Source organism: Streptomyces sp. SID5464, assembly GCF_009862985.1.
GTDB classification, from domain to species: domain Bacteria; phylum Actinomycetota; class Actinomycetes; order Streptomycetales; family Streptomycetaceae; genus Streptomyces; species Streptomyces chartreusis_D.
In genome coordinates, this window is sequence record NZ_WWIQ01000073.1 from 126,023 (window position 1) to 152,243 (window position 26,221).

Genomic DNA, 26,221 nt, shown 5'->3' on the forward strand with positions numbered 1-26,221 from the left:
CCGCCGGAGGCACCCGCCCCCGGTTACGCTGCCGGTCATGACACCAGCCGCCCCCACCCCCGCCTACCGGCGCCTCAGCGTCGAGGAACGCCGCAGCCAGCTCCTCACCGCCGCGCTGAGCCTCTTCGCGCACCGCGCACCGGAGGACGTCTCCCTGGACGACGTGGCGGAGGCGGCCGGGGTGTCGCGGCCCCTGGTCTATCGCTACTTCCCGGGCGGCAAGCAGCAGCTGTACGAGGCCGCCCTCCGCTCCGCCGCCGACGAGCTCCAGCACTGCTTCGACGAACCCCGCGAGGGCCCCCTGCTCCCCCGCCTGTCCCGCGCCCTCGACCGCTACCTGGCCTTCGTCGACGAGCACGACGCCGGCTTCAGCGCCCTCCTCCAGGGCGGCAGCGTCGTCGAGACCTCACGCACGACGGCCATCGTCGACGGCGTACGCCGCGCTGCCGCCGAGCACATCTTCCGGCACCTGGAGGTCACCGAGCCCGGTCCGCGCCTGCGGATGACCGTCCGGATGTGGATCACCGCGGTCGAGGCGTCGTCGCTCATCTGGCTCGACGAGGACAAGCAACCCCCCGCGGGGCAGCTGCGCGACTGGCTCGTCGAGCAGTTCGTGGCCATGCTGTCGGTGACCGCCCGCCGCGACCCGCAGACCGACGCCCTGGTCCTGGCGCTCGCCGAGGATGTCTGACACTGATCCCGTGAAGAGCGAAGACACCCCCTTCGAGGGCGGCCCCATGGACGGCAGGGTCCTGCCGGTCCTGCTCGGCATCACCGGCCACCCGCCCAAGACGTACCGCATCCCCGTCCCGGACCCGGCCGGCGGCCCGCCCACCGTCCTGGTCTACCGCCGCGTGCCCCGGGGCGGGGGCGGAGTAGGACTGACCCACCGCTGGAAGTACGCGTACGACCCCGAGGGCGCACCGGCCCGCCGGCTCAACTGGCCCTGGTCGAAGCCAGACGCCACGCCGCCCGGCAAGCGGGACGACGCCGACGGGTGACAGCGTTGCGCCGAACCGCGCACAGTCGGCGCGCGCACCTCGCGCACACGCCTGATCCTCACGGTGTCCGGCGGCGACAGGCCGCCCCCGCAACGGAGGTGATGGCATGTCAGGAAGCCTGCTGCGCCTGGTCTGCACGGCGGCGGTGGCAGCAACGACCGTCCTCGCTCCCGCCCCTGCCACGGCGGCCCCGGAACCGCGATCCGACCTCGGACCGGAGACCGCTGCCGTCGCAGAACTCCTGACAGACCTTCAGCAGCTGTACCGGAAGGCCGAACAGGCCACCGAGGCCTACAACGCCACCGAGGAGAAGCTGAAGAGGCAGCGCGCCGAGACCGACCGCCTGGACCGCGCCCTCGCCCGCACCCGGCTCTCCCTGCACGACAGCCGGGGCGCGGCCGGCCGTCTGGCCCGGCAGCAGTACCAGAGCAGCACCGACATCTCCCCGTACGTACGCCTGCTCCTGGCCCGCGACCCGCAGCACGCGATCGACGAGGGCCGTGTGATCGGCCGACTGGCGCGCGAGCGGGCCGTCACCGTCGGCCGGCTGACCGGCAGCGAGCGGAAGGCCCAGGAGCTGGCCCGCAAGGCCCGCCAGGCGCTCGACCTGCAACTCGCCCTCACCGAGCGGCGGAGGAAGGAACGGGACGAGGTCCGCGAGCGGCTCCACGACGTCGAGGAACTGCTCGCCTCCCTCAGCCGCGACCAGCTCGCCGCCCTCGCCGCGTTCGAGAAGCAGGGCATCACCGAGGCGCAGCAGAAGTTCATGGCGTCCGGCGCGCTCAGCAGCGTCCGCAAACCGTCGGCCGAGGGCGACCGCGCCGTGCGCTACGCCGTGCGGCAGCTCGGCAAGCCCTACGTGTGGGGCGCGGAGGGCCCGAAGTCGTACGACTGCTCGGGCCTGACCTCGCAGGCCTGGGCGGAGGCCGGGACGCCCATCCCCCGGACCAGCCAGGAGCAGTGGAAGCGGCTGAAGCGGATCCCGCTTGGGGAGCTGCGGCCGGGGGACCTGGTCGTGTACTTCCCGGAGGCCACGCACGTGGCGCTCTACCTCGGCGACGGCATGGTCGTCCAGGCGCCCCGCCCGGGCGCGAAGGTGAAGGTGTCACCGATCGCGGCCAACCCGCTCCTGGGCGCCGTACGCCCGGACCCGGACGGGAAGCCCCTGCGGCGCTACGAGCCACCGGAGCTCCCCGAGGGGGCCACGGACGGGTCGGACGAGGGATACGAGGGCTACGCGGACTACGCGGACTACGCGGCGCCCGCGCCGGACACGTCGGCCAGGTAGGCCTGTGTCTTCTCCGGGTCGTAGAAGAAGTTCTCGAAGTCGGACGGGTCGTTGAAGCCGTTGGCGAACCGGTCGGCGACCGGCTGGAGCTCACCCGCGGCGCCGATCAGGTTCAGGATGTGCTCCGGCGGCGGCGCGAGCATCGCGTTGGTCCACTTGGTGACGTGCTGCGCGGTGTCCCAGTAGCGGTCGAAGGTGGCCCGCATCCACTCCTCGTCGAACGGCTTGTCGCCGCGCTCGACGATCGAGGCGAGGTAGGCGGCCGCGCACTTCGACGCGGAGTTGGAGCCCTGGCCGGTGATCGGGTCGTTCGCCACGACGACGTCCGCCACGCCCAGCACGAGCCCGCCGCCGGGCAGACGGCCGATCGGGTTGCGGACGGTGGGGGCGTAGCGGCCGGCCAGCGTGCCGCCCGCGTCGGTCAGTTCGACCTTGGTGGCCCGCGCGTACTCCCATGGGACGTACCGCTCCATGAGTTCCAGGGTCAGGGAGAGGTGCTCCGCCGGGTCCTTGACGCCGTTGAAGACGTCGAGCGGGCCGCCGGGTATGCCTTCCCAGAACAGGATGTCGGCGCGGCCGGAGGTGGTCAGACAGGGCATGACGAACAGTTCGCCGACGCCCGGCACGAGGTTGCAGCGGACCCCTTCGGTGCCGGGGTGCTCGGGGCGCGGGCCCAGGCCGTGCACGTACGACACGGCCAGCGCGCGCTGCGGCTCGCTGTACGGGGAGCGCTCCGGGTCCCGGGCGAACATCTGCACCAGCTCGCCCTTGCCGGCCGCGACCAGCACCAGGTCGTAGGTACGGGCGAAGTAGTCGAGGTCGCCGACGGCCGCGCCGTGGATGACGAGCTGCCCGCCGCGCTGGGCGAACGTCTCCATCCAGCCGGCCATCTTCACCCGCTGGTCGACCGACTGGGCGTACCCGTCGAGCCGGCCCAGCCAGTCGATCGCACGGGCCGCGGGACCCTCGGCCCAGGAGCCGGGGGCGGCGACCGAGACGCCGAGTCCTTCGATCTTCGGGGCCTGGGACTCCCAGAAGTTCAGCTGGAGATCGCGCTCGTGCTGCAGGGCCGTGTGGAACATGCACTGCGTCGACATGACCCGGCCGGTGCGGATCTCGTCCGCCGTCCGGTTGGACATCAGGGTGACCTCGTACCCCTGCGACTGGAGGCCGAGAGCTATCTGGAGCCCGGACTGACCGGCTCCGACGACGAGTATCTTCCGCATGCGGGCTGTTCCTCTACTCGGGGGTTTCGTCGAGCGCGTGGCCCACCAGGGCCAGGAGGGTCTCGATCACGGAGATCCGGCGACGCGCGTCCATGATCATGACAGGTATGTGTCGCGGGATGGTCAAGGCCTCCCGCACGTCCTCCGGCTCGAAGAGCTCGCTGCCGTCGAAGTGGTTGACCGCGACCACGTACGGCAGTCCGGAGCTCTCGAAGTAGTCCAGGACCGGGAAGCAGTCCTTCAGGCGACGTGTGTCGGCCATGACGACGGCGCCGATCGCGCCGCGCACGATGTCGTCCCACATGAACCAGAACCGCTGCTGGCCCGGCGTGCCGAACAGGTAGAGCACCAGGTCGTCGTCGAGCGTGAGGCGCCCGAAGTCCATGGCGACGGTGGTGGTGGTCTTGCCCGGCGTGGCGGTGAGGTCGTCGGTGGCCTCGCTCGCCTCGGTCATCAGCGCCTCGGTCTGCAGGGGCGTGATCTCCGAGACGGCGGTGACCAGCGTGGTCTTGCCGACGCCGAAGCCGCCCGCCACCACGATCTTCGTGGCGATGGGGGCACGGGTGCGGTCCGTCTCCCAGGCGTGCATGCTCTCGCCGGGCTGGACGAACGGGGATGAACCAGCGACGCCGTGAGCGGCGTCAGAGACGACGGAGTCCACTCAGCACCCTTTCCAGCAGAGCTCGGTCCGGGCGGCCCGTGCCATGGCCGGTTCCCGTCCCGTACACACGGATCTTTCCCTGGTCCGCGAGGTCGCTCAGGAGCACGCGGACCACGCCGAGCGGCATCTTCAGCAGCGCGGCGATCTCGGCCACCGTACGCATCCGGCGGCACAGTTCGACGATGGCCCGCAGCTCCGGCATCACGCGGGTGGACAGGGAACCGTTCGTCAGCTCCTTGCGCTCCTCCGGGGCGTCCAGCGCGGCCGTGCTCGCCACGAACGTCTCCACCAGCAGGACGTGGCCGAAGCGGGTGCGGCCGCCGGTGAGCGAGTAGGGGCGGACCCGGGCGGGTTTGCGGTCACCGCCGCGGACCGGGAGGTGCTGTTTCGGCGTACTGCTCATCGGGCGCTCCCCGTCGTCTGGGAATCCTCCAGGGATTTCCGGAGTTCGCTGCGGAGTTCGGGCGTCAGGACGTGACCGGCGCGGCCCACGAACAGGGCCATGTGGTACGCCACCACGCTCATGTCGCAGTCCGCGGAGCCGTGGACGCCGAGCAGCGAGCCGTCACTGATGGACATCACGAACAGGCTGCCCTCGTCCATCGCGACCATCGTGTGCCGGACCCCGCCGAAGTCCATCAGCTTGGCGGCGCCGACGGTGAGGCTGCCGATGCCGGAGACGATGGTGGCCAGGTCGGCGGCGGAGCCGCGCGGGCCGGTCTTCTTGGTCCCGCGGGCCTGGAGGGCCTCCCGGGCCTGCTGGTTGCGGTGGTCGTCGGAGGACAGCAGGAGCAGTCCGTCGGACGAGACGACCGCGACCGAGAGGATGCCGGGTACCTCCTCGACGAGGTTGGTCAGCAGCCAGTGCAGGTTGCGGGCCTCACTGCTCAGTCCGATCAGTCCGAAGGTACTGGGAGCGGTCAACTGCTTGCCTCCTCGACTGTGCCCCCCGTGGCTTCTTCGGATTCAGCTGGTGGTGATGCGTTGGTGTCCGGCCGCTTGTGCGAGGCCGTCCGTTCGGCGATTTCCGCCTCCACGTCGCGGTAGCCGGCCTGGGCCCCCTGGCGGAAGCCGCCGAGGCGGCGGCGGAGGGCGTCGGCGTCGACCGAGCCGCTGCGCTGGCGGGGCGCGGTGGTCGGAGCGGTGATCTTGGGCGTGCGCTTGGGGAGGCCCTTGTCGGTGACGCGGTCCTCTTCGTCGTCGGGTGCGCGTCCGTGTTCCGCCTCGGCTTCACCTTCGGCGATCCCGTTCCCACCCGCACCCCCCGTGCGGGTTTCGTCGTCGGGTGCGGGTGGCCCCTGTGGGGCGGGTGCGCCGTCGGCGGCCGCGGGCTCGTGCTCCGCCGGGGCCGGCTCGTGCTGCGGAATCGGGGCCAGCAGCTCCATCGTGGTCTCGGCGGGGGTCTCCGCCGGTGCCGTTGCCTCGATCGCGGGTGCGGCCGGCGCGGACTCCGCCGCCGCCTCCTCGTGCCGTACCGCCTTCTCCGCCAGCGCCACCAGCGGGTCCCCGTTGCTCGCGCGGCCGTGCAGGACGTTGGAGTTGGCCTCGGCGTCGGCGCCGGGGAACGCGACGGTGTGGCTGGTGCCCGAAAGCGGGCCGGAGGCCGGGACGGCCGCGGCCGGGGCCGCCGCCAGCAGGGTGCGGGGCAGGACGACGACCGCCGCCACCCCGCCCTGCTTCTGCTCGCGCAACTGCACGCGCACACCGTGCCGGTGGGCGAGGCGGGCCACGACGTACAGGCCGAGGCCGAGACCGTCCTCGCCCTCCTGGTCGTAGGGCGCCTCCGGGTCGAAGTCGGCGAGGCGGGCGTTGAGGCGCTCCAGCCGGTCCTCGGCCATGCCGATGCCCTCGTCCTGGACGGAGAGCATGACCTCGCCGTTCTCCAGCAGCCAGCCGGAGATCTCGACGGGCAGGTCGGGCGGCGAGAACGAGGTGGCGTTCTCCAGGAGTTCGGCCAGCAGGTGGGACAGGTCGTCCGCGGCGAACCCCGCGATGTGCGCGTGCGGCGGCAGCGCGGCGATCCGGACCCGCTCGTACCGCTCGATCTCGCTGACCGCCGCGCGGACGACGTCCACGAGCGGCACGGGCCCGGCGGCGTGCTGGACGTGCTCGGTGCCGGCGAGGACGAGCAGGTTCTCGCTGTGCCGGCGCATGACCGTGGCGAAGTGGTCGAGCTTGAACAGCGTGGCGAGGCGGTCCGGGTCCTGCTCGCGCTCCTCCAGGTTCTCGATGACGGCCAGTTGCCGTTCGACCAGACCGAGCGTGCGCAGCGCGAGGTTGACGAACGTACCGCCGATGGCCGTGCGCAGCCGCTCCAGCTGGGCCGCGGACTCGGCGAGTTCGCCGCGCAGTTCCTCGCGCGCGTCGGCCATCTTCTGGCGCTGGCCGACGAGGTGCTTGCGGTCGGACTCCAGGGTGGAGATCCGCTCGGTGAGGGCGACGGCGTGCGCGTGCAGGGCGTTGACGGAGCGGACGACCTGGGCGAACTCGTCGTTGCGGCCGGTGAACCTGACGGGTTCCTCGGCCGTCGGAACCTCCGCCTCGGCCAGTCGCTTCGAACCCAGGCGCAGGACCGCGAGGGGGCGCGTGAGGCTGCGGGCCATGCCCGTGGCGACGCCGACGGCGAGCAGCATCAGGGCGCCGAGGACGGCGATGCGGATCTCCAGCGCGGTGACGTCGTCGTCGCGCAGCGCCTCCAGGTCCTTGGTGCGGCGGTCGTAGAGGGCGGACTCCACGCCGCGCATCAGGTCGACCCGGGCGGAGAGGGCCGCGTCCAGCTTCCTGGTGTCGGTGGAGCGTTCGCCGCTGGAGAGGGTGGGCTGGTCGGTGAGCGTGGCGAGGTACTTCTCGGCGGAGTTGACCTCGGTGCCGGTGACCGTGTTGTCGAACGAGGTTCGGGCCGCCTTGGGCGCGGTGTCGCGGAAGTCGGCCAGGGCCGCGTCGGAGCGCAGCCGGGCCTGCTGGGCGGCGGCGCTCAGGGCGTCGCGCTGCCGGGCGTCGGCGTCCGAGGCGGTCTCGGTCGGCAGGCCGGTGACCGGGTCGATGACCGTCGTGGTGCTGCGCGGCACGCTCAGGGCGGCGAGCAGCAGCCCCCGGGCCGCGGCGGCCTGCTGGACGGCGGAGTCCAGTTCGGCCAGCGCCTGCCCGCCGGAGCCCGCGCGGGGCGGCGTCTGCTGCGCCAGCTGCTCGGCGAGCCGGTGGAGTTCGGTGATGGCGGTGGAGTACGCCTGGTGGGCTTCGAGGGCGCTGCTCTTGCCGGTGAGCGCCGCCCGGCGTACGGCCGCGATGTCGTCGAGGTCGGAGCGGAGCGAGGCGGGCGTGTCGGTGTCGCCCCGCAGCTCCTCGACCTGCCGGTCCACGCGGGCGCTGCGCTGCTCGGAGGGCGCCTTGGACTTGGGGCGGCCGGCCGCGATGTAGGAGGTGACGTCGTCGCGCTCGTCGGCGAGGGAGTGCGCGAGGGCGAGGGCGTCCTGCGTCTGCTCGGCGAGCGTCACCAGCTCCTGCGAGTCGTGCAGTTGGCCGGAGGCCGCGAGGACGGACGGGGTGCCCGCCCCGGCGATGGCGGCGGCGACCACGGCCACGGCCACGATGAGCCGGTTGCGCACATGGGTGGGGCGGCCCTTGCCGGTGGGGGGCGTCGGCTCAGCGCCCTGAACGGGGGTCGTCTGCTTGCCTGTGCGACGAGGCCGCGTCTTCTGCACCGGTGCTCGCATTCCTGACTCGTGAACTCATGGGCCCGGATGACGCTCCGTCAACTGGTGCGTACTCCAGGTACACTTCCCGACCCTCCCAGCGCCGGTGGGCACCGCACGTGCATCACCTGACCCGCCACCCGAAGGAGTGAACCCCGGAGGGGAGTTGGGGGGCAAGTTCCGCTGGCCCTTGCAGCGGCCTTGCGCGGCAGGCCGGTTGGACGCCGCGCGCGGGCGGTGGCAGTATTCGCCACCACGCCTTCCCGGAACAAAGCATTCCAGCCCAAACGGGGCACCTGACCTGCATGGCTGCACCGACCCGGCAACCATTGCCAGCGTTTTGCGGACCTTGTGGAGGGCTCGTGCAGACTGGCTGAATGCGCACTGAACTCGCCTCGGAACCGGGAGACGCGGACCGCCCCAACGAGGACTTCGCCAGCGTCGGACTACCGGCCTCCGGACAGGGTGGTTCGGTCGTCGTCCTGGACGGGGTCACACCGCCGAAGGGCGGGACGGGCTGTCTGCATTCCGTTCCCTGGTTCACCGCGCGCCTCGGTGGAGCACTGACCGAACTGACCGTTTCACTCCCGGATGTTCCCCTGGTCGACGCCTTGTCCCGCGCCATCGCGCGTACCGCCGAGGCGCACGCCTCAACCTGTGACCTTTCTCACCCCCGCACACCTCAGGCCACGGTGATCGTGGCCCGCTGGTCCCCGGACACGGTGGAGTACCTGGTCCTGTCGGACTCGGCTCTCCTCGTGGAGTCCCCGGACGGCGTGGTGACGCCCCTCCTGGACGACCGGCTGGCCCTCCTGCCCCGCTCGGCCCTGGCCACGGACGCGCTGGTGGACTCCACGCTCCGCAACAAGGAGGGCGGCTTCTTCACGGCGGCGGCCGATCCCTCGGTGGCCCGGCGAGCGGTGACCGGCACCCTGCCCCGGCGCGAGGTCCGCGCCCTGGCCGCTCTGACGGACGGGGCGACCCGCTGGGTGGAGCGGTTCGCGGAGGGCGACTGGACGGACTGCTTCCACGTCATGCGCAAGGAGGGGCCACAGGCACTGGTGGACCGGGTGCGGACGCTGGAGCGAGCGGATTCGGCCAGATCGTTCCTGGGCCGGAGCAAGACGCACGACGATGCGACGGTCGTGTACGTCGAGTTCTAGAGACCCGGACCGGCTGCTACTTCTCCATGCCGCGGTTGAGCTGGTGCAGCAGCCGGGCCAGTTCCGTGACCTCGCGGGTGTCCCAGTCGGCCAGGCGGCCGGCGTACCGGGCGCGCCGGGCCTCGCGCACCCGGCGGACCCGGTCGTGGCCCTCCTGGGTGAGGGCGACGAGCCAGGCGCGGCCGTCGGCGGGGTCGGGTTCGCGGGCGATCAGGCCGAGCTCCTCCAGGGCACGCAACTGGCGGGACATGGTGGCCTTGCCGACGCCGATGTAGGCGGCGAGCTCGGTGGCGCGCTGCCGGCCGCACTCGTCCAGCCGCACGAGCAGGCCGTACGCGGACGACTCCAGGTCGGGGTGGACCTCGCGGGCCATCTCGCCCTGGTTGGCCCGGGCCCGCCGCAGCAGCACGGTCAGCTCCCGCTCCAGCGCCAGAAAGGCAGGCTGATCCACACCGGTTCCGGCCAGAGAGGCGTCCCGGTGTCCGTCGTCGTTGCCGTCCTCGTGCACGTGAGCCCTGCCTCGGTTGTCGCCCGTACCTGCATTTTCCGCTACCCGCGGCCATCGCCGCAGTTCGGCAAGTATTCCGCAGGTCACGGGGGGCACGTCCACAGGGCCGCCACACGGTGAAGGCCCGGGCCTCCCTCACGGGACCCGGGCCTTCCCTCATCCGGTGACCTCCGTCACGCGGCCACCGGAACCTCCGGCGCCGCATCCGCGGTGGCGGGCGCGAGCGCCAGCTCCAGGACCTGGCGGACGTCGGTGACGGTGTGGACGTCGAGCTTGTCCAGCACCTCCGCCGGGACGTCGTCCAGGTCGGGCTCGTTGCGCTTGGGGATGATCACGGTGGTGACCCCGGCGCGGTGGGCGGCCAGCAACTTCTGCTTCACGCCGCCGATCGGCAGGACCCGCCCGGTCAGCGAGACCTCGCCGGTCATCGCCACGTCCGTGCGGACCAGACGGCCGGACAGGAGCGAGGCGAGGGCCGTGGTCATCGTGACACCGGCACTGGGACCGTCCTTGGGGACCGCGCCCGCCGGGAAGTGGATGTGCACGCCCCGGTCCTTCAGGTCACCCACCGGCAGTTCCAGCTCGGCACCGCGGGAGCGCAGGAAGCTCAGCGCGATCTGCGCGGACTCCTTCATCACGTCCCCCAGCTGACCGGTCAGGGTCAGCCCGGCCGCGCCCGTCTCCGGGTCGGCCAGCGACGCCTCGACGTACAGCACGTCACCGCCGGCGCCCGTCACCGCGAGGCCCGTCGCCACGCCCGGCACAGAGGTCCGGCGCTCGGCCGGGTCCTGGGCGGACTCGGGCACGTGGTGCGGCCGTCCGATCAGAGAGCGCAGGTCCTCGTCCCGGACGGTGAACGGCAGTTCCCGCTCACCCAGTTCGTGCTGGGCCGCGACCTTGCGCAGCAGCCGTGCGATCGACCGCTCCAGGTTGCGGACGCCCGCCTCGCGCGTGTACTCACCGGCGAGCTTGCGCAGCGCGCCCTCCTCGATGGCCACTTCGGCCTTGTCGAGTCCGGCCCGCTCCAGCTGGCGCGGCAGCAGGTGGTCGCGGGCGATGACGACCTTCTCGTCCTCGGTGTAGCCGTCCAGGCGGACGATCTCCATCCGGTCGGCCAGCGCCTCCGGGATCGCCTCCAGGACGTTGGCGGTGGCGAGGAACACGACGTCCGACAGGTCCAGCTCGACCTCCAGGTAGTGGTCCCGGAAGGTGTGGTTCTGCGCCGGGTCGAGCACTTCGAGCAGGGCCGCGGCCGGGTCGCCCCGGAAGTCCGAGCCCACCTTGTCGATCTCGTCGAGCAGCACGACCGGGTTCATCGACCCGGCCTCCTTGATGGCGCGGACGACCCGGCCGGGCAGGGCACCGACGTACGTACGCCGGTGACCGCGGATCTCGGCCTCGTCACGGACACCGCCCAGGGCCACCCGCACGAACTTGCGCCCCATCGCGTGGGCGACGGACTCCCCCAGGCTGGTCTTGCCGACGCCGGGCGGCCCCACGAGTGCGAGCACGGCTCCGCCGCGCCGCCCGCCGACCACGCCCAGCCCCCGCTCGGTACGCCGCTTGCGCACCGCCAGGTACTCGGTGATCCGCTCCTTCACGTCCTCCAGGCCGGAGTGCTCGGCGTCGAGGACGGCCTGGGCGCCCTGGATGTCGTACGCGTCCTCGGTGCGCTCGTTCCACGGCATCTCCAGGACCGTGTCGAGCCAGGTGCGGATCCAGGAGCCCTCGGGCGACTGGTCGGAGGACCGCTCCAGCTTGTCGACCTCCTTGAGCGCGGCCTCCCGGACCTTCTCGGGCAGGTCGGCGGCCTCCACCCGGGTTCGGTAGTCGTCGGACTCCTCGCCCTCCTGGTCGCCGTTCAGCTCGCGCAGCTCCTTGCGGACCGCTTCCAGCTGGCGCCGCAGCAGGAACTCGCGCTGCTGCTTGTCGACGCCTTCCTGGACGTCCTTGGCGATGGACTCGGCCACGTCCTGCTCGGCGAGGTGGTCGCGCAGTTGCTGGGTGGCGAGCTTCAGCCGGGCCACCGGGTCGGCGGTCTCCAGCAGCTCGACCTTCTGATCGGTGGTCAGGAAGGGCGAGTAGCCGGAGTTGTCGGCGAGCGCCGAGACGTCGTCGATGGCCTGCACCCGGTCGACGACCTGCCAGGCACCGCGCTTGCGCAGCCAGGCGGTGGCGAGGGCCTTGTACTCCTTGACCAGTTCGGCGACCTGCCCGGGCAGCGGCTCCGGGACGGATTCGTCGACGCTGCTGCCCTCGACCCAGAGGGCCGCGCCAGGACCCGTGGTCCCCGCACCGATCCTCACCCGGCCCCGGCCGCGGATCAGCGCGCCCGGATCGCCGTCGGCCAGCCGGCCCACCTGCTCGACGGTGCCGAGGACACCGGTGTTGGCGTACGTGCCGTCGATGCGTGGCACCAGGAGTACCCGGGGCTTTCCGGGTGTTGTCCGAGCAGCGGCCTGGGCGGCCTCCACCGCGGCACGGACCTCGGAGTCGCTCAGGTCCAGCGGGACCACCATCCCGGGCAGGACGACCTCGTCGTCGAGCGGCAGCACGGGCAGGGTGAGCGGTGTGGACGTCGAAGCCATGATCTCCCCTTCGGCAGTCAAGTTGAGCTATGCCGACTCAATGCACGGGAGGCGCCGGATGTTCCCCGCCCACCGTTCGCTGTGAGCGATCGACCGTGACACCAGGCGCGGCCGGAGTCGTAGGGTCGAGGATGTAACAGATCAATACCGTAAGAGCCTCTTACCAAGGAGCGGCGTGGACAGGACCGTGCGGGCGTGGGTGGACGGGTGGATCGTGTCGCGCGGGGCGGCTCCGCCCGTGGCCGAGCCATGGGGCTGCACGATCGACGTGGGGACGAACGGCCACGTCACACGACACGTGTTCGGCGCGACCGGCGACGACCTCGACGAGACGTCCGTCCGCAAGGTGGCCGGCGCGGTGACCGGGGACGGGGTGTGGCTGAAGGCGTTCCGGCACCCGTCCGTGGTCGCCGGTTGGCTCGACGACAGCTGGTGGATCGACCCCGAGCCCGGCTATCTGATGACGGTCCCGCTGGCCCCGGGAAGTGCCCCGGACGTGCCCGACGGCTACCGGCTGCGCAGCTGGTCGCGCGGCGGGGTGACGCGTGTGATGGTGGCAGCCCCGGACGGTTCGCTGGCGGCACGTGGCCAGATGGCCCCGACGGGCGCCACCGCCGTCGCCGACCAGATCGAGACGGCCCCGGAGCATCGCCGCAGGGGACTCGGCAGCCTCGTCATGCGGACGTTGCAGAGCGCCGCCGTGCGGCAAGGGGCACAGACCGGGGTCCTCGCCGGTACGCCCGCGGGGCGAGGGCTCTACGAGGCGCTGGGCTGGGAGGTGGTGGCCCCGCTCACCAGCGCGAAGCACTGCCCGCGGGCCTGAACGAGCTCGCCTTCAGGCCCGGGCCGGTCCGGGTGAGCCGGCGCCTCAGCCCCGGACCGGACCGATCGAGCCGACGCGCCTCCTCCGCCACCGCCGGACCACCGGCCAGGTCGCGACACCGATGGCCAGGGCGATCAGATGCCCCCAGTTCGTCATCGGGTCGGTGAGGTCGAGCAGGTCCTGGAGCAGCATCCCGCCGAAGCCGGCCAGCAGCGGCACGCGCAGCCAGAGCGGCAGCAGCCCGGCCAGGGCGCCGGTGCCGGCGGCGACACCGAAGCTGACGCCGTAGTCGAGGCGGTGCAGCGAACTCTCGGGGAGCTGCCCCGCCAGCACCGCGAGCCCGACCGGGACCTCGGTCGCCAGGGTGGCGAGGACGTGCCCGAGCAGGAAGACACCGGCCGTGCGCAGGCCGCCGATCCGCCGTTCCAGCGCGGTCAGCACGAGCACGAACCCGATCGCGAACGGCGAGGCCACTCCGCCCGCGAGCCACAGCGCACTGCCGATCAGCACCAGCTCCGGCGTCCGCACCAGGTGCGCCACATCCGTACTGGACCCCTGGAGCAGGGCGTGCACCAGGGCGGGGTCCGCGTACGCGGAGAACAGCGAGGTCAGGCAGAGGACGATCCCGTACCCGAACGTGAACGGCGTACCCGTGGGAGTGGGGAGCAGCCGCCAGACCCCCGGCACCCGAAGCCGAGGTCTCTTCACCGCCGTGGGCTCTCGTACGCCCGGACCCACGGTCGCGCACGGCACTCCACCGCCGGACCGCTGCCGCGGCACCCCGTCCAGCAGCGCCGACACGTCGGAAACCGGCGCGCCCGAAGGCGCCGGCGTGGCCGTCTCGTCGGCCGGCGCGGTGCGATCCACGGCGGGCGCTCCTTCCGTCAGGTCCCACACTTCGCGCACCTGCGCCCCCTGTCTGTGACGGGCGCCACGCGAGAGCCGATTCACAGCAACCCGACAGCCGCGCACCGCGCCCCCCTCCGGCCTACCCGTAATGCTTGGCGCCGGACACCCCTCACCTGCCAAGATGCTCGGATGCCCACCTCGAACGACACCCCCCACGTGCTGGACCGTCGCGAGGGCCCGCACGGCGAGGTCGTGCTGCGACGGCACGGCGACCGGCTGGAGATCATCGCGAACGGCTGTTTCCTGATGGACACCTCCGACGGCCGCTCGGAGCGGCGGCTCGTCGACGCGGCCCTGGACGCCCTGACCGGCCGGGACCACCCGGACGTGCTGATCGGCGGGCTCGGCGTCGGCTTCTCCCTCGCCCACGCGGCGGCGAACCCGCGCTGGGGAGGGATCACGGTCGTGGAACGCGAGCGCGCGATTGTCGAATGGCACCTCGACGGCCCGCTCTCCGCGTTCTCCGCCGAGGCCCTCGCCGACCCCCGCACTGAAATCGTCGAAGCCGATCTCGTGGCCTACGTCAATGAGACATCCGCCACGTACGACGCCCTGTGCCTCGACATCGACAACGGGCCCGGCTGGACCGTCACGGAGGGCAACGAAAATCTCTACGGCAAGGCCGGACTGGCAAGCTGCGCAAGGGTGTTGAGACCCGGCGGGGTGCTCGCCGTCTGGTCCGCCCAGCCCTCTCCGGAATTCGAAGAAACCTTGTGGAATGCCGGGTTCCAACAGGTGCGTACCGAAGAGATCCCGGTTGCCCGGGGCGTTCCGGACGTCGTGCACCTCGGCATCAGCCCTGGATAGCAAAGGTGTGCTGACTCCCCGTACGCTGCTCCTCTGACGCCGATCATTCAAGCGTCAATCGCACACCATGCGCAGGCACAGCCAGTCAGGAATCACCCCACTGATTCCGGAAAGCACACCCCAGGGGCGGGCGATGGAGCAGACACACACCTCCCACAACGGTTCGGCGACGGCTACTCCGGGCGCACAGCGCCGGGTTCTCGTCGTCGAGGACGACGCCACGATCGTGGACGCCATCGCGACCCGCCTGCGAGCCGAGGGATTCCTCGTGCAAACAGCGGGTGACGGTCCGGCCGCCGTCGACACGGCCGAGGCCTGGCAGCCCGACCTGCTGATCCTCGACATCATGCTGCCCGGCTTCGACGGTCTGGAGGTCTGCCGGCGCGTGCAGGCCGCCCGGCCGGTGCCGGTGCTGATGCTCACCGCGCGCGACGACGAGACCGACATGCTGGTCGGGCTCGGCGTCGGCGCCGACGACTACATGACGAAGCCGTTCTCGATGCGGGAGTTGGCTGCGCGCGTGCACGTGCTGCTGCGCCGCGTGGAGCGGGCCGCGCTGGCCGCCGCGACGCCGCGCAGCGGCATCCTGCGCCTCGGCGAGCTGGAGATCGACCACGCGCAGCGCCGGGTCCGGGTGCGGAGTGAGGATGTTCACCTCACCCCGACCGAGTTCGACCTGCTGGTGTGCCTGGCGAACACCCCGCGCGCGGTGCTCTCCCGCGAGCAGCTGCTCGCCGAGGTCTGGGACTGGGCGGACGCATCCGGTACCCGGACCGTCGACAGCCATATCAAGGCGCTGCGCCGGAAGATCGGCGCCGAGCGGATCCGTACGGTGCACGGCGTGGGCTACGCCCTGGAGACCCCGACGCCATGAGCGCCGGGCCGGCCGCACGGAGAAACCCCGGGGAGCCGGAACCCTGGGGCGGGGTGAGCCCGTTCTCGATCAAGACCAAGCTGGGCGTGCTGGTCGTCATCTCGGTGCTGATCACCACGGGCCTGTCGGTGATCGCGGTGCATACGAAGACGGAGCTGCGCTTCATCACGGTCTTCTCGATGATCGCCACACTGCTCATTACGCAGTTCGTGGCTCATTCGCTCACCGCGCCGCTGGACGAGATGACGGCCGTGGCGCGTTCGATCTCGCAGGGCGACTACACCCGCCGGGTGCGGGAGAACCGCCGTGACGAGCTGGGCGACCTGGCCGTGACGATCAATGCCATGGCCGACGAGCTGGAGGCCCAGGACAGCCAGCGCAAAGAGCTGGTGGCGAACGTCTCGCACGAGCTGCGCACACCCATCGCGGGCCTGCGCGCGGTACTGGAGAACATCGTCGACGGCGTCACGCAGGCCGACCCGGAGACGATGCGCACGGCGCTGAAGCAGACCGAGCGGCTCGGCCGGCTGGTGGAGACGCTGCTGGACCTGTCCCGCCTGGACAACGGCGTCGTACCGCTGAAACAGCGGCGGTTCGAGGTGTGGCCGTATCTGTCCGGCGTGCTGAAGGAGGCCAACATGGTCGCCTCCGTGCGCGCGGGCATCGCCACCGGCTCGGGCAGTCACACCCGTACGGACGTCCATCTGCACCTCGACGTCCACCCGCCGGAGTTGACCGCGCACGCCGACCCGGAGCGCATCCACCAGGTGGTGGCCAACCTCATCGACAACGCGGTCAAGCACAGCCCGCCGCACGGCCGTGTGACGGTCAAGGCGCGGCGCGGCGCGCTGCCGGAGTCGCTGGAGCTGGAGGTCCTGGACGAGGGCCCCGGCATTCCGAAGTCCGAGTGGCACCGCGTCTTCGAGCGGTTCAACCGCGGCAACGTCAAGCGGCCGCAGGGTCCGGGCAGCGACGGCGGTACGGGGCTCGGCCTGGCGATCGCGCGCTGGGCGGTGGATCTGCACGGTGGGCGGATCGGAGTGGCCGAATCCGAGCGGGGTTGCCGGATTCTTGTCACTCTTCCGGGACTTCCATCTGTGCCAAGTTGACGTAAAGTTCGAAGCGGAGCCACAAGATCCATGGGCGTCCGCGCTGACGGACACGTGTGATCAGGCACAGGCCCGCGCCCTCGGCGCGTGAGGCCCTGCCCCGCCCTTCCCTCTTTAAGCGGAACCACGCTTGTTTCCCGCCATTTCAAGCCCCGAAACACACTTCAAGATGTGACTTGCGCGACGTTGAACGGGCCCGACCTGACCTACCCGGTCCAGGGGGCGTAGCCTTGATTCCCGCTGTCCATCATCTTGTGAAGCGGAAGAGGGCGGTTGCCGCCGTGTCGCCACAGTCCCCCAGTAACTCGAGCATCTCGACCGACACCGACCAAGCGGGGAAGAACCCTGCTGCGTCGTTCGGTGCCAACGAGTGGCTCGTCGACGAGATCTATCAGCAGTACCTCCAGGACCCGAATTCGGTAGACCGAGCCTGGTGGGACTTCTTCGCCGACTACAAGCCGGGGGCGGCTGCCGCCTCGGCTCCGGCGGGTACCGCGGCCGCGGGGGCCGCGGGGACCACCACCGCTCAGCCGGCGGCGCAGGCCGCCCCGGCCCAGCCCGCGGCCCCCGCCCCGGCGGCCCCGAAGCCCGCGACCGCCGCGCCGGCTCCCGCTCAGGCGAAGCCCGCCGCGCAGGCCCCGGCTCAGGCTCCCGCCCAGGCCCCTGCCCCGGCGAAGGCGGCCCCGGCCGCCAAGCCGGCCGCCGCGAAGCCGAAGGCCGAGCCGGCCGGTGAGGCCCCCTCGGGCCCCGAGCAGGTCGTGCTGCGCGGTCCCGCCGCCGCGGTCGCGAAGAACATGGACGCCTCCCTGGAGCTGCCCACGGCCACGTCCGTGCGCGCGGTCCCGGTGAAGCTGCTGTTCGACAACCGCATCGTCATCAACAACCACCTCAAGCGGGCGCGTGGCGGGAAGATCTCCTTCACGCACCTCATCGGCTACGCGATGGTCCAGGCCATCAAGGCGATGCCGGCGATGAACTACTCGTTCGCGAAGGTGGACGGCAAGCCGACCCTGGTCAAGCCGGAGCACGTCAACCTCGGCCTCGCCATCGACCTGGTCAAGCCGAACGGCGACCGCCAGCTGGTCGTCGCGGCGATCAAGAAGGCCGAGACGCTGAACTTCTTCGAGTTCTGGCAGGCCTACGAGGACATCGTCCGCCGCGCCCGCGACGGCAAGCTGACGATGGACGACTTCTCCGGGGTCACGGTCTCCCTGACCAACCCCGGCGGCCTCGGCACGGTGCACTCGGTCCCGCGCCTGATGCCCGGCCAGTCCGTGATCATGGGCGTCGGCTCCATGGACTACCCGGCGGAGTTCCAGGGCACCTCCCAGGACACCCTGAACAAGCTCGGCATCTCGAAGGTCATGACGCTCACGTCGACCTACGACCACCGGGTGATCCAGGGCGCCGCCTCCGGCGAGTTCCTCCGCCAGGTCGCGAACCTCCTGCTCGGCGAGAACAACTTCTACGACGAGATCTTCGAGGCGCTGCGCATCCCCTACGAGCCGGTCCGCTGGCTCAAGGACATCGACGCCAGCCACGACGACGACGTCACGAAGGCCGCCCGCGTCTTCGAGCTGATCCACTCCTACCGGGTCCGCGGCCACGTCATGGCCGACACCGACCCGCTGGAGTACCAGCAGCGCAAGCACCCCGACCTGGACATCACCGAGCACGGCCTCACCCTGTGGGACCTGGAGCGCGAGTTCGCCGTCGGCGGCTTCGCCGGCAAGTCGATGATGAAGCTGCGCGACATCCTCGGCGTCCTGCGCGACTCGTACTGCCGCACCACCGGCATCGAGTTCATGCACATCCAGGACCCGAAGCAGCGCAAGTGGATCCAGGACCGGGTGGAGCGCCCGCACTCCAAGCCGGAGCGCGAGGAGCAGCTGCGCATCCTGCGCCGGCTGAACGCCGCCGAGGCGTTCGAGACCTTCCTCCAGACCAAGTACGTCGGCCAGAAGCGCTTCAGCCTGGAGGGCGGCGAGTCCGTCATCCCGCTGCTGGACGCGGTGCTGGACTCGGCCGCCGAGTCCCGTCTGGACGAGGTCGTCATCGGCATGGCCCACCGCGGCCGGCTGAACGTCCTCGCGAACATCGTCGGCAAGTCGTACGCGCAGATCTTCCGCGAGTTCGAGGGCAACCTCGACCCGAAGTCGATGCACGGCTCCGGCGACGTGAAGTACCACCTGGGCGCCGAGGGCACCTTCACGGGCCTCGACGGCGAGCAGATCAAGGTCAGCCTGGTCGCGAACCCGTCGCACCTGGAGGCGGTGGACCCGGTCCTGGAGGGCGTCTCCCGCGCCAAGCAGGACATCATCGGCAAGGGCGGCACGGACTTCACGGTCCTGCCGGTGGCGATCCACGGCGACGCGGCCTTCGCGGGCCAGGGCGTGGTGGCCGAGACCCTGAACATGTCGCAGCTGCGCGGCTACCGCACCGGCGGCACGGTCCACATCGTCATCAACAACCAGGTCGGCTTCACGGCGGCTCCCGAGTCGTCGCGCTCCTCGATGTACGCCACGGACGTGGCCCGCATGATCGAGGCCCCGATCTTCCACGTGAACGGCGACGACCCGGAGGCCGTGGTCCGCGTGGCCCGTCTGGCCTTCGAGTTCCGCCAGGCGTTCAACAAGGACGTGGTGATCGACCTCATCTGCTACCGTCGCCGCGGTCACAACGAGTCGGACAACCCGGCCTTCACCCAGCCGCTGATGTACGACCTGATCGACAAGAAGCGCTCGGTGCGCAAGCTCTACACCGAGTCCCTCATCGGTCGCGGCGACATCACCCTGGAAGAGGCCGAGCAGGCACTCCAGGACTACCAGGGCCAGCTGGAGAAGGTCTTCACGGAGGTCCGCGAGGCCACCTCGCAGCCGACGATCGTGGAGACCTCCGACCCGCAGGCCGAGTTCCCGGTCGCCGTGAACACCGCGGTGACCACGGAGGTCGTCAAGCGGATCGCCGAGTCCCAGGTCAACATCCCCGACCACATCACCGTCCACCCGCGTCTGCTGCCGCAGCTCCAGCGCCGGGCGTCGATGGTCGAGGACGGCACGATCGACTGGGGCATGGGCGAGACCCTCGCGATCGGCTCCCTCCTGCTGGAGGGCGTCCCGGTCCGCCTGGCGGGCCAGGACTCGCAGCGCGGTACGTTCGGCCAGCGCCACGCCGTCATCATCGACCGCAGCACCGGCGACGAGTACACGCCGCTGCAGTACCTCTCCGAGGACCAGGCGCGGCTCAACGTCTACAACTCCCTCCTCTCCGAGTACGCGGCGATGGGCTTCGAGTACGGCTACTCGCTGGCCCGCCCCGAGGCGCTCGTGATGTGGGAGGCGCAGTTCGGCGACTTCGTCAACGGCGCCCAGACGGTCGTGGACGAGTTCATCTCCTCGGCCGAGCAGAAGTGGGCCCAGACCTCCGGTGTCGTCCTGCTGCTGCCGCACGGCTACGAGGGCCAGGGTCCGGACCACTCCTCGGCCCGCCCGGAGCGCTTCCTCCAGATGTGCGCGCAGAACAACATGACGGTCGCCATGCCGACGTCGCCGTCGAACTACTTCCACCTCCTGCGGTGGCAGGTGCACAACCCGCACCACAAGCCGCTGGTGGTCTTCACGCCGAAGTCGATGCTGCGCCTGAAGGCGGCGGCCTCGAAGGCGGACGAGTTCACGACCGGTCAGTTCCAGCCGGTCATCGGCGACGCGTCGGTGGACGCGGCCGCGGTCAAGAAGGTCGTCTTCTGCGCCGGCAAGGTCTACTACGACCTGGAGGCCGAGCGTCAGAAGCGCGGCGTCACGGACACGGCGATCATCCGCATCGAGCGCCTGTACCCGCTGCCGGGTGCCGAGCTCCAGGCGGAGATCAAGAAGTACCCGAACGCCGAGAAGTACCTGTGGGCCCAGGAGGAGCCGGCGAACCAGGGTGCCTGGCCGTTCATCGCGCTCAACCTGATCGACCACCTGGACCTGGCGGTCGGCGCGGACGTCCCGCACGGCGAGCGCCTGCGCCGCATCTCGCGCCCGCACAGCTCGTCCCCGGCGGTCGGTTCCGCGAAGCGGCACCAGGCCGAGCAGGAGCAGCTGGTGCGTGAGGTGTTCGACGCGTAAGCGCCCTCGCGCGTTCTGTCCGGCCGGGCCGCATCCCCGCTTCGGGGGTGCGGCCCGGCCGTTTGCGCGCACATATCCTTGACGGCATGTACTTCACGGACCGTGGCATCGAGGAACTGGAGAAGCGGCGCGGCGAGGAGGAGGTCACCTTCGAGTGGCTGGCCGAGCAACTGCGGACCTTCGTCGATCTCAACCCCGACTTCGAGGTGCCGGTGGAGCGGCTGGCCACGTGGCTGGCGCGGCTGGACGACGAGGACGACGAGTAGACGAGCGGGAGAGGCGCCGGAGTCGTGGGCGGGAGTCGCGCGGGAGCCGGTCCGCCGCCGTCCGTTGATCAGCCCTCGGTGATCAGCCCTCCTGTGATCAGCCCTCCTGTGATCAGTCCTCCGGTGATCAGCCCTCCGGCGCGTCCGGCGATCAGTCGCGCGGGTGTGTGACGGCGTACGCCAGGCCCAGCGCGCCATGAGCCAGGAGCAGCGCTCCGGCCGTGGCCCAGCCCCAGCCGCCGCTGGAACGCCGTATCCCCCAGGCGATGAGCGGGACGCCCGCCGCCATCTGGGCGAGGGCCAGGGCGCGGGCCCTGGGGCCGCCGGTCCAGGGCATCCAGGGGCCCAGGCGGCTGTGGTCGACGGTGTCGCGTTCCGCGACCGCGTCGCGCCAGCCCGGCCATTCGACCGGGAGGCTGTCCGGCTGGAGCGCGGCGGCTTCCCGGAGTCGGTCGGCGGGCCGGCCGGGGGCGAGTTCCGGGGGCAGTGAGACGCCCACGCGCGCGAGGACCGCCAGCAGGCCGCGCAGACGGGCGCGGGCGTCGGCGGTGGCGTCGGGTTTCGTCAGCTGGTCGAGGGCCTGGAGGTCCAGGACGGGGTCGAGGCCCACGCGCGCGGCGAAGGTGCGCAGCGCCTCCTCCTCCCCCACCGGGAGGCCGCTCGCGAGCCAGACGAATCCGACCGGGCGGCGGAAGCCGGACGCGAGCGTGAAGCCCGCGTGGTCGGCGTCCCACCACAGGGCGAGAACGGGCCAGGGCGCGCCGACGGCGAGGGCCGTGGCCCAGCCGGTGACCACACGGTCGACGGGCTCGTCGGCGTCCCGCCACGGCCGGCCCTCGGGGACGAGAACACTCCATTCGTCGCCTGCCCGGGTGAGCTGCATCCGTTCCCGCAGCAGGTGGGCGACGGGGGCGACGGCCCCGGGCACCGCCCGGCACAGCAGCAGCGCCCCAGGGGCGGGACCGGCGCGGTCGGCTTCCGTCGGCATGGTCACACGCTAGGGCGAATCACTCCACTTTGAGCACTTTTGTACGCCTCGACATCCCCAGAACGAGTGTCTTGACTTTCCCTCGCCACGATATATCGTGAATGACAGAAGACGCGATATGGCGCGTCGTGTCGGGGAGGTCTGCACCATGTCCGAGTGGTCTGTCGCGGAGCCGAGGAAACTCACCCTCGACGAGCCCGTGAGCGAGCTTCACGTACGCCTCGTCAACGGAACGGTGAACGTGGTGGGCACGGACGAAGGTTCCGCCCGCCTGGAGGTCTCCGAGATCGAGGGGCCACCCCTGGTGGTGACCCAGGAGGGCGGCACCCTCACGGTGGCCTACGAGGACCTGCCCTGGAAGGGCTTCCTCAAGTGGCTGGACCGCAAGGGCTGGCGCCGCAGCGCGGTGGTCTCCCTGGCCGTTCCGGCCTCCACCCGGGTGGAGGTGGGGGTGGTCGGGGCGGCAGCCGTGATCTCCGGGATCGACGGACCGGCGGCGGTGAAGGGCGTCACGGGCGACACGACCCTCGTGGGCCTCTCCGGCCCGGTCCGCGCCGACACCGTCTCCGGGAGCGTGGAGGCCCAGGGCGTGACGGGCGACCTCCGGTTCAACTCGGTCTCGGGCGACCTCACGGTGGTCGAGGGCTCCGGCTCCTCCGTGCGGGCCGACTCGGTCAGCGGCTCCATGATCGTCGACCTCGACCCGGGCGGTCCCACGGACGTGCGGCTGACCAGCGTCTCGGGTGAGATCGCGATCCGGCTGCCGGACCCGGCGGACGCGGAGGTCGAGGCGAACACGGCGAGCGGCGCGGTCTCCAACGCCTTCGACGGTCTGCGGGTGCACGGCCAGTGGGGCGCCCACAAGATCACGGGCCGCCTGGGCGCGGGCACCGGCAAGCTGCGGGCGACGACGGTCTCCGGCTCGATCGCCCTGCTGCGCCGCCCCTCCGGGGAGGACGAGCCCGACGAACCGTGGGACACCCGGCCCGGCACCAGCAGCTCGGCGACCGACCCACAGGACGATCCGAAGGCAGCCTCGGGAGACAATTCCGTCTCCGACCGGGGCGCCGCCGACGCCGGCGTCCCGGCCGACGGCACGACCGACAAGAAGGTGCTCTGACATGCCCCCCGTCTTCGCCCACGGCCGCCTCCGCCTCTACCTGCTGAAGCTGCTGGACGAGGCCCCCCGACACGGCTACGAGGTGATCCGCCTCCTCGAGGAGCGCTTCCAGGGGCTGTACGCACCGTCGGCCGGCACGGTCTACCCCCGCCTGGCCAAGCTGGAGGCCGAGGGCCTGGTCACCCACACCACCGAGGGCGGCCGCAAGGTGTACTCGATCACGGACGCGGGCCGCGCCGAACTGGCCGACCGCAGCGGCGAACTGGCCGATCTGGAGCTGGAGATCCGGGAATCCGTCGCGGAACTGGCGGCGGAGATCCGCGCCGACGTGCGCGGGGCCGCCGGCGATCTGCGCCGCGAGATGCGCGCCGCCGCGACCGAGGCACGCCGGGACACCGGCACCAGGCCCCGTGGCGCGGAGGACGCCCCCTTCGGGGACTTCGGGCAGTACGGCGACAAGGAGGCCTGGCGCGTCGCCAAGGAGGAGATGCGGCGGGCCAGGCAGGAGTGGAAGGAACAGGCCCGCCGCGCCAAGGACGAGAGCCGCCGCGCCCGAGAGGACGCCCAGCGCGCCCGCCGCCAGGCGAAGGAGGCCCAGGAACAGGCCCGCGCCCAGGCCCAGGAGCAGGTCCAGCGCATCGCCCGCCGGGTCCAGGAGCAGGTCCAGGACCACTTCGCCCGCGGCGACTGGCCCACGGGACTGCGCGAGGGCCTGAGCGAACTGGCCAAGGAGGTCGGCGAGTTCGGCAAGGACTACGGCAAGGACTTCGGCTTCGACTGGAGCGGCACCGGCAAGCCGGCCTCGCAGCCGACGCCCTCACAGCCCGCCGAGGACTTCCCGGCCGCCTACGAACCCGCCTGGGCCCACGAGGACGCCACGGACTCCACCGGCGACCCCGCCCGCGACCTGGACCGCCTGCTCGACCGCTTCCGGGACGACATCCGCGACGCGGCCCGCGACCACGGCGTCACCCCCGACCAACTGCGCGACGCCCGCCGCCACCTGTCGACGGCCGCGGCCCACATAGGAGCCCTCCTGCGCACGCAGCAGAAGTAGCCGACCGGGGCACGGCCCTTCAGCCGGCCTTGGCCTCGCCACCACTGCCGTACAGCACCCGCACCACAGACTCGTACGTGACCCCGTGGTCGGCGAGGACCTCGGCCGGCACGCCCGGGCGCACGGTCAGGGCGAGCAGGATGTGCTCGTCCCCGATGTGCCGGTCCCGCTGGGCGAGGGCGACCCGCAGGGAGCGCTCCAGGACGTCCTTGGCGCCCCGCCCGAAGGAGGCCCGCCCAAACCACCACCCCTTGTCCTTCCGGTCACCGGCCATGGCACCGACTCCGTGCACCTCCTCCACCCGGGCGACGATCTCCTCCACATCGATCCCGAGCCCGGCGAGCGCGTCGGTCTCGGCCTGGGACAGCCCGGCCCGCCGCCGCGCCTCGCCCAGTGCCTGCCGCACGGACTCCCTCCGCTCAGGGAGCCCGAGAGCGGCGAGCGCGAACGAGCCTCGACTGCCCTCCCGATCGAGCAGCGCGAGCAACAGATGCTCCGGCTCCACGACCTGCCCGCCACCCCCGCCCTCCACAGAGGCCAACGCGCCCTTGACCACGCTCCGGGCGTCCTTCGTGAACCGCTCGAACATCAATGCCTCCCGTACTTCTTGTGCACGGCCTGCCGGCTCACACCGAGTTCGGTGGCAATCTCCTGCCACGACCAGCCCTGGTTGCGCGCGTTGCGCACCTGTACGGCTTCCAGCTGCTCCAGCAGCCTGCGCAGGGCGGCGACAGCCCGCAGACCGACCCGTGGATCACGGTCGCCCGCACGCTCGGCCAGATCGGTTGCTTCGGTCATGACGTCAACCTACGTTGACACCACACCCCTGTCAACCCCAGTTGACAACCCAAACGGCCGGCCCGAACCCGGACCGGCCGCCAGCACATTCCACCCAGCAGGAACTACGAATTCATGAGCACGAGCTTCCCGAACTGCTCACCGGACGCCAGCCGTTCGAAGCCCTCCCGCGCGCGGTCCATGGGCAGCACCTCGTCGATGACGGGCCGCACCCCGGTGGCGGCACAGAACGCGAGCAGGTCCTCCAGCTCGTCCTTGGTGCCCATCGTGGACCCGACGACCTTGAGCTCCAGGAAGAAGATCCGGGTCAGTTCGGCGTGCGAGGGCCGGTCACCACTGGTGGCACCGGAGATCACCAGCGTGCCGCCGGGCTTCAGCGACTTCACGGAGTGCGACCACGTGGCGGCCCCGACGGTCTCGACCACGGCGTCGACCCGCTCCGGCAACCGCGCGCCGGGCTCCAGGGCCTCCACGGCCCCCAGCTCCACGGCCCGCTTCCGCTTGGCCTCGTCCCGGCTCGTGGCGAAGACCCGGAGCCCGGCCGCCTTCCCCAGCACGATGGCGGCCGTGGCGACACCACCGCCGGCGCCCTGCACGAGGACGGAGTCGCCGGGCCGGACACCCGCGTTGGTGAACAGCATCCGGTACGCGGTCAGCCACGCCGTGGGCAGACAGGCGGCCTCCTCGAAGGAAAGCTCCTTGGGCTTGGGCAGGATGTTCCAGGTCGGCACGGCGACCTGCTCGGCGAAGGTGCCCTGGTAGCGCTCGGTGAGGATGGAACGGGGCTCCTTCGGGCCGACCCCGTGCCCGCTCTGTCCGATCACGGAGTGCAGGACGACCTCGTTGCCGTCCTCGTCGACGCCGGCGGCGTCACAGCCGAGGATCATCGGCAGCTTGTCCTCTGCGAGGCCGACGCCACGCAGGGACCACAGGTCGTGGTGGTTGAGGGAGGCGGCCTTGACCGTGACGGTGCTCCAGCCGGGACGGGCCTCGGGAGCCGGACGCTCTCCCAACTCCAGGCCGGCCAGTGGCTGGTCGCGGTCGATTCGGGCGGCGTAGACAGCGAACATGACCTTGACGATAGGTTCCGGACCGACTGCACGGAACCTCCGCCCCCTGTGAGACACACCCTCTTGCCAGGCACCCGGCGCCGGTGCTGGGTCCGGGCGGGCCCGCAACCCGGCGGAACGGGGTGCCGCTGGGCGGACCCGCAGCCGCCGACGCACGGAAGGGG

The 26,221-nt window shown here is 71.4% G+C and carries 24 protein-coding genes; 12 read left to right on the forward strand and 12 right to left on the reverse strand.

Annotation, left to right across the window (positions count from 1 at the left end):
• Positions 1-37: 37 nt before the first annotated feature.
• The 3 genes from GTY47_RS35460 (at position 38) to GTY47_RS35470 (ending at position 2,289) form a co-directional block, all read left to right on the forward strand.
• Positions 38-691 carry a TetR/AcrR family transcriptional regulator gene (locus GTY47_RS35460; RefSeq protein ID WP_029181201.1) on the forward strand — a complete coding sequence of 218 codons (654 nt, stop codon included), beginning with the start codon at positions 38-40 and terminating at the stop codon, positions 689-691.
• Between the two features lie 10 nt (positions 692-701).
• On the forward strand, positions 702-1,001 hold the full coding sequence (locus GTY47_RS35465; protein ID WP_010040337.1) for a hypothetical protein: 300 nt from the start codon (positions 702-704) through the stop codon (positions 999-1,001).
• A gap of 106 nt (positions 1,002-1,107) precedes the next feature.
• The gene (locus GTY47_RS35470) at positions 1,108-2,289 is read left to right on the forward strand and encodes a C40 family peptidase (RefSeq protein WP_010040339.1); all 1,182 of its coding nucleotides are present in this window, start codon (positions 1,108-1,110) and stop codon (positions 2,287-2,289) included.
• Here the strand turns inward: GTY47_RS35470 and GTY47_RS35475 are convergent.
• The 5 genes from GTY47_RS35475 to GTY47_RS35495 are packed head-to-tail and all read right to left on the reverse strand — an operon-like array spanning position 2,253 to position 7,877.
• A complete protein-coding gene (locus GTY47_RS35475) occupies positions 2,253-3,515 on the reverse strand; it encodes a styrene monooxygenase/indole monooxygenase family protein (RefSeq protein WP_010040342.1) in 1,263 nt (420 codons plus the stop codon). The genes GTY47_RS35470 and GTY47_RS35475 overlap by 37 nt on opposite strands.
• A gap of 13 nt (positions 3,516-3,528) precedes the next feature.
• Positions 3,529-4,176: an ATP/GTP-binding protein gene (locus tag GTY47_RS35480; RefSeq protein ID WP_010040344.1), complete on the reverse strand. Its 648-nt coding sequence runs from the start codon at positions 4,174-4,176 to the stop codon at positions 3,529-3,531.
• On the reverse strand, positions 4,157-4,579 hold the full coding sequence (locus GTY47_RS35485) for a DUF742 domain-containing protein (RefSeq protein WP_010040346.1): 423 nt from the start codon (positions 4,577-4,579) through the stop codon (positions 4,157-4,159). Before GTY47_RS35485 ends, GTY47_RS35480 begins: the two co-directional genes overlap by 20 nt.
• Positions 4,576-5,100 carry a roadblock/LC7 domain-containing protein gene (locus GTY47_RS35490; protein ID WP_010040348.1) on the reverse strand — a complete coding sequence of 175 codons (525 nt, stop codon included), beginning with the start codon at positions 5,098-5,100 and terminating at the stop codon, positions 4,576-4,578. The genes GTY47_RS35485 and GTY47_RS35490 overlap by 4 nt, the downstream gene beginning before the upstream one ends.
• Positions 5,097-7,877: a nitrate- and nitrite sensing domain-containing protein gene (locus tag GTY47_RS35495; protein WP_029181202.1), complete on the reverse strand. Its 2,781-nt coding sequence runs from the start codon at positions 7,875-7,877 to the stop codon at positions 5,097-5,099. Before GTY47_RS35495 ends, GTY47_RS35490 begins: the two co-directional genes overlap by 4 nt.
• A gap of 368 nt (positions 7,878-8,245) precedes the next feature.
• Here GTY47_RS35495 and GTY47_RS35500 point away from each other — a divergent pair, with 368 nt between their 5' ends.
• Positions 8,246-9,031, forward strand: a complete 786-nt coding sequence (locus GTY47_RS35500; RefSeq protein WP_010040357.1) for a protein phosphatase 2C domain-containing protein — start codon at positions 8,246-8,248, stop codon at positions 9,029-9,031.
• Positions 9,032-9,047: 16 nt separating this feature from the next.
• On the opposite strand, the gene GTY47_RS35505 is transcribed toward GTY47_RS35500, so the two are convergent.
• Positions 9,048-9,539 carry a MarR family transcriptional regulator gene (locus GTY47_RS35505; RefSeq protein ID WP_010040359.1) on the reverse strand — a complete coding sequence of 164 codons (492 nt, stop codon included), beginning with the start codon at positions 9,537-9,539 and terminating at the stop codon, positions 9,048-9,050.
• Between the two features lie 173 nt (positions 9,540-9,712).
• On the reverse strand, positions 9,713-12,127 hold the full coding sequence (lon, locus tag GTY47_RS35510) for an endopeptidase La (RefSeq protein WP_010040361.1): 2,415 nt from the start codon (positions 12,125-12,127) through the stop codon (positions 9,713-9,715).
• 175 nt (positions 12,128-12,302) lie between these two features.
• On the opposite strand from lon, the gene GTY47_RS35515 reads away from it, so the two are divergent.
• Positions 12,303-12,950, forward strand: coding sequence for a GNAT family N-acetyltransferase (locus GTY47_RS35515; protein WP_010040363.1), 648 nt, complete (start codon positions 12,303-12,305; stop codon positions 12,948-12,950).
• A 45-nt stretch (positions 12,951-12,995) separates the two neighbouring features.
• Here the strand turns inward: GTY47_RS35515 and GTY47_RS35520 are convergent, their stop codons facing one another.
• Positions 12,996-13,817, reverse strand: a complete 822-nt coding sequence (locus GTY47_RS35520; RefSeq protein ID WP_010040366.1) for a rhomboid-like protein — start codon at positions 13,815-13,817, stop codon at positions 12,996-12,998.
• Positions 13,818-13,988: 171 nt separating this feature from the next.
• Here GTY47_RS35520 and GTY47_RS35525 point away from each other — a divergent pair, with 171 nt between their 5' ends.
• The 5 genes from GTY47_RS35525 to GTY47_RS35545 all read left to right on the forward strand — a co-directional run bounded on the left by GTY47_RS35525 (position 13,989) and on the right by GTY47_RS35545 (position 21,024).
• Positions 13,989-14,666: a spermidine synthase gene (locus tag GTY47_RS35525; RefSeq protein ID WP_010040368.1), complete on the forward strand. Its 678-nt coding sequence runs from the start codon at positions 13,989-13,991 to the stop codon at positions 14,664-14,666.
• A gap of 133 nt (positions 14,667-14,799) precedes the next feature.
• On the forward strand, positions 14,800-15,540 hold the full coding sequence (locus GTY47_RS35530) for a response regulator transcription factor (RefSeq protein ID WP_010040369.1): 741 nt from the start codon (positions 14,800-14,802) through the stop codon (positions 15,538-15,540).
• Entirely contained in the window at positions 15,537-16,649 is a 1,113-nt protein-coding gene (locus GTY47_RS35535) for an ATP-binding protein (protein WP_029181203.1), read from the forward strand. The genes GTY47_RS35530 and GTY47_RS35535 overlap by 4 nt, the downstream gene beginning before the upstream one ends.
• 281 nt (positions 16,650-16,930) lie before the next feature.
• On the forward strand, positions 16,931-20,758 hold the full coding sequence (locus GTY47_RS35540) for a multifunctional oxoglutarate decarboxylase/oxoglutarate dehydrogenase thiamine pyrophosphate-binding subunit/dihydrolipoyllysine-residue succinyltransferase subunit (protein ID WP_010040373.1): 3,828 nt from the start codon (positions 16,931-16,933) through the stop codon (positions 20,756-20,758).
• A gap of 86 nt (positions 20,759-20,844) precedes the next feature.
• The gene (locus tag GTY47_RS35545; RefSeq protein WP_003992906.1) at positions 20,845-21,024 is read left to right on the forward strand and encodes a DUF6104 family protein; all 180 of its coding nucleotides are present in this window, start codon (positions 20,845-20,847) and stop codon (positions 21,022-21,024) included.
• 151 nt (positions 21,025-21,175) lie between these two features.
• Here the strand turns inward: GTY47_RS35545 and GTY47_RS35550 are convergent, their stop codons facing one another.
• Positions 21,176-22,012 carry a hypothetical protein gene (locus GTY47_RS35550; RefSeq protein WP_029181204.1) on the reverse strand — a complete coding sequence of 279 codons (837 nt, stop codon included), beginning with the start codon at positions 22,010-22,012 and terminating at the stop codon, positions 21,176-21,178.
• A 148-nt stretch (positions 22,013-22,160) separates the two neighbouring features.
• Here GTY47_RS35550 and GTY47_RS35555 point away from each other — a divergent pair, with 148 nt between their 5' ends.
• Positions 22,161-23,132, forward strand: coding sequence for a DUF4097 family beta strand repeat-containing protein (locus tag GTY47_RS35555; RefSeq protein ID WP_029181205.1), 972 nt, complete (start codon positions 22,161-22,163; stop codon positions 23,130-23,132).
• Between the two features lies 1 nt (position 23,133).
• Positions 23,134-24,189 carry a PadR family transcriptional regulator gene (locus GTY47_RS35560; protein ID WP_010040382.1) on the forward strand — a complete coding sequence of 352 codons (1,056 nt, stop codon included), beginning with the start codon at positions 23,134-23,136 and terminating at the stop codon, positions 24,187-24,189.
• Positions 24,190-24,208: 19 nt separating this feature from the next.
• Here the strand turns inward: GTY47_RS35560 and GTY47_RS35565 are convergent, their stop codons facing one another.
• The 3 genes from GTY47_RS35565 to GTY47_RS35575 all read right to left on the reverse strand — a co-directional run bounded on the left by GTY47_RS35565 (position 24,209) and on the right by GTY47_RS35575 (position 26,057).
• A complete protein-coding gene (locus GTY47_RS35565; RefSeq protein WP_010040384.1) occupies positions 24,209-24,778 on the reverse strand; it encodes a Clp protease N-terminal domain-containing protein in 570 nt (189 codons plus the stop codon).
• On the reverse strand, positions 24,778-24,987 hold the full coding sequence (locus tag GTY47_RS35570; protein WP_003992902.1) for an HTH domain-containing protein: 210 nt from the start codon (positions 24,985-24,987) through the stop codon (positions 24,778-24,780). The genes GTY47_RS35565 and GTY47_RS35570 overlap by 1 nt, the downstream gene beginning before the upstream one ends.
• 104 nt (positions 24,988-25,091) lie before the next feature.
• The gene (locus GTY47_RS35575; protein ID WP_010040385.1) at positions 25,092-26,057 is read right to left on the reverse strand and encodes a zinc-binding dehydrogenase; all 966 of its coding nucleotides are present in this window, start codon (positions 26,055-26,057) and stop codon (positions 25,092-25,094) included.
• Positions 26,058-26,221 lie beyond the last annotated feature (164 nt).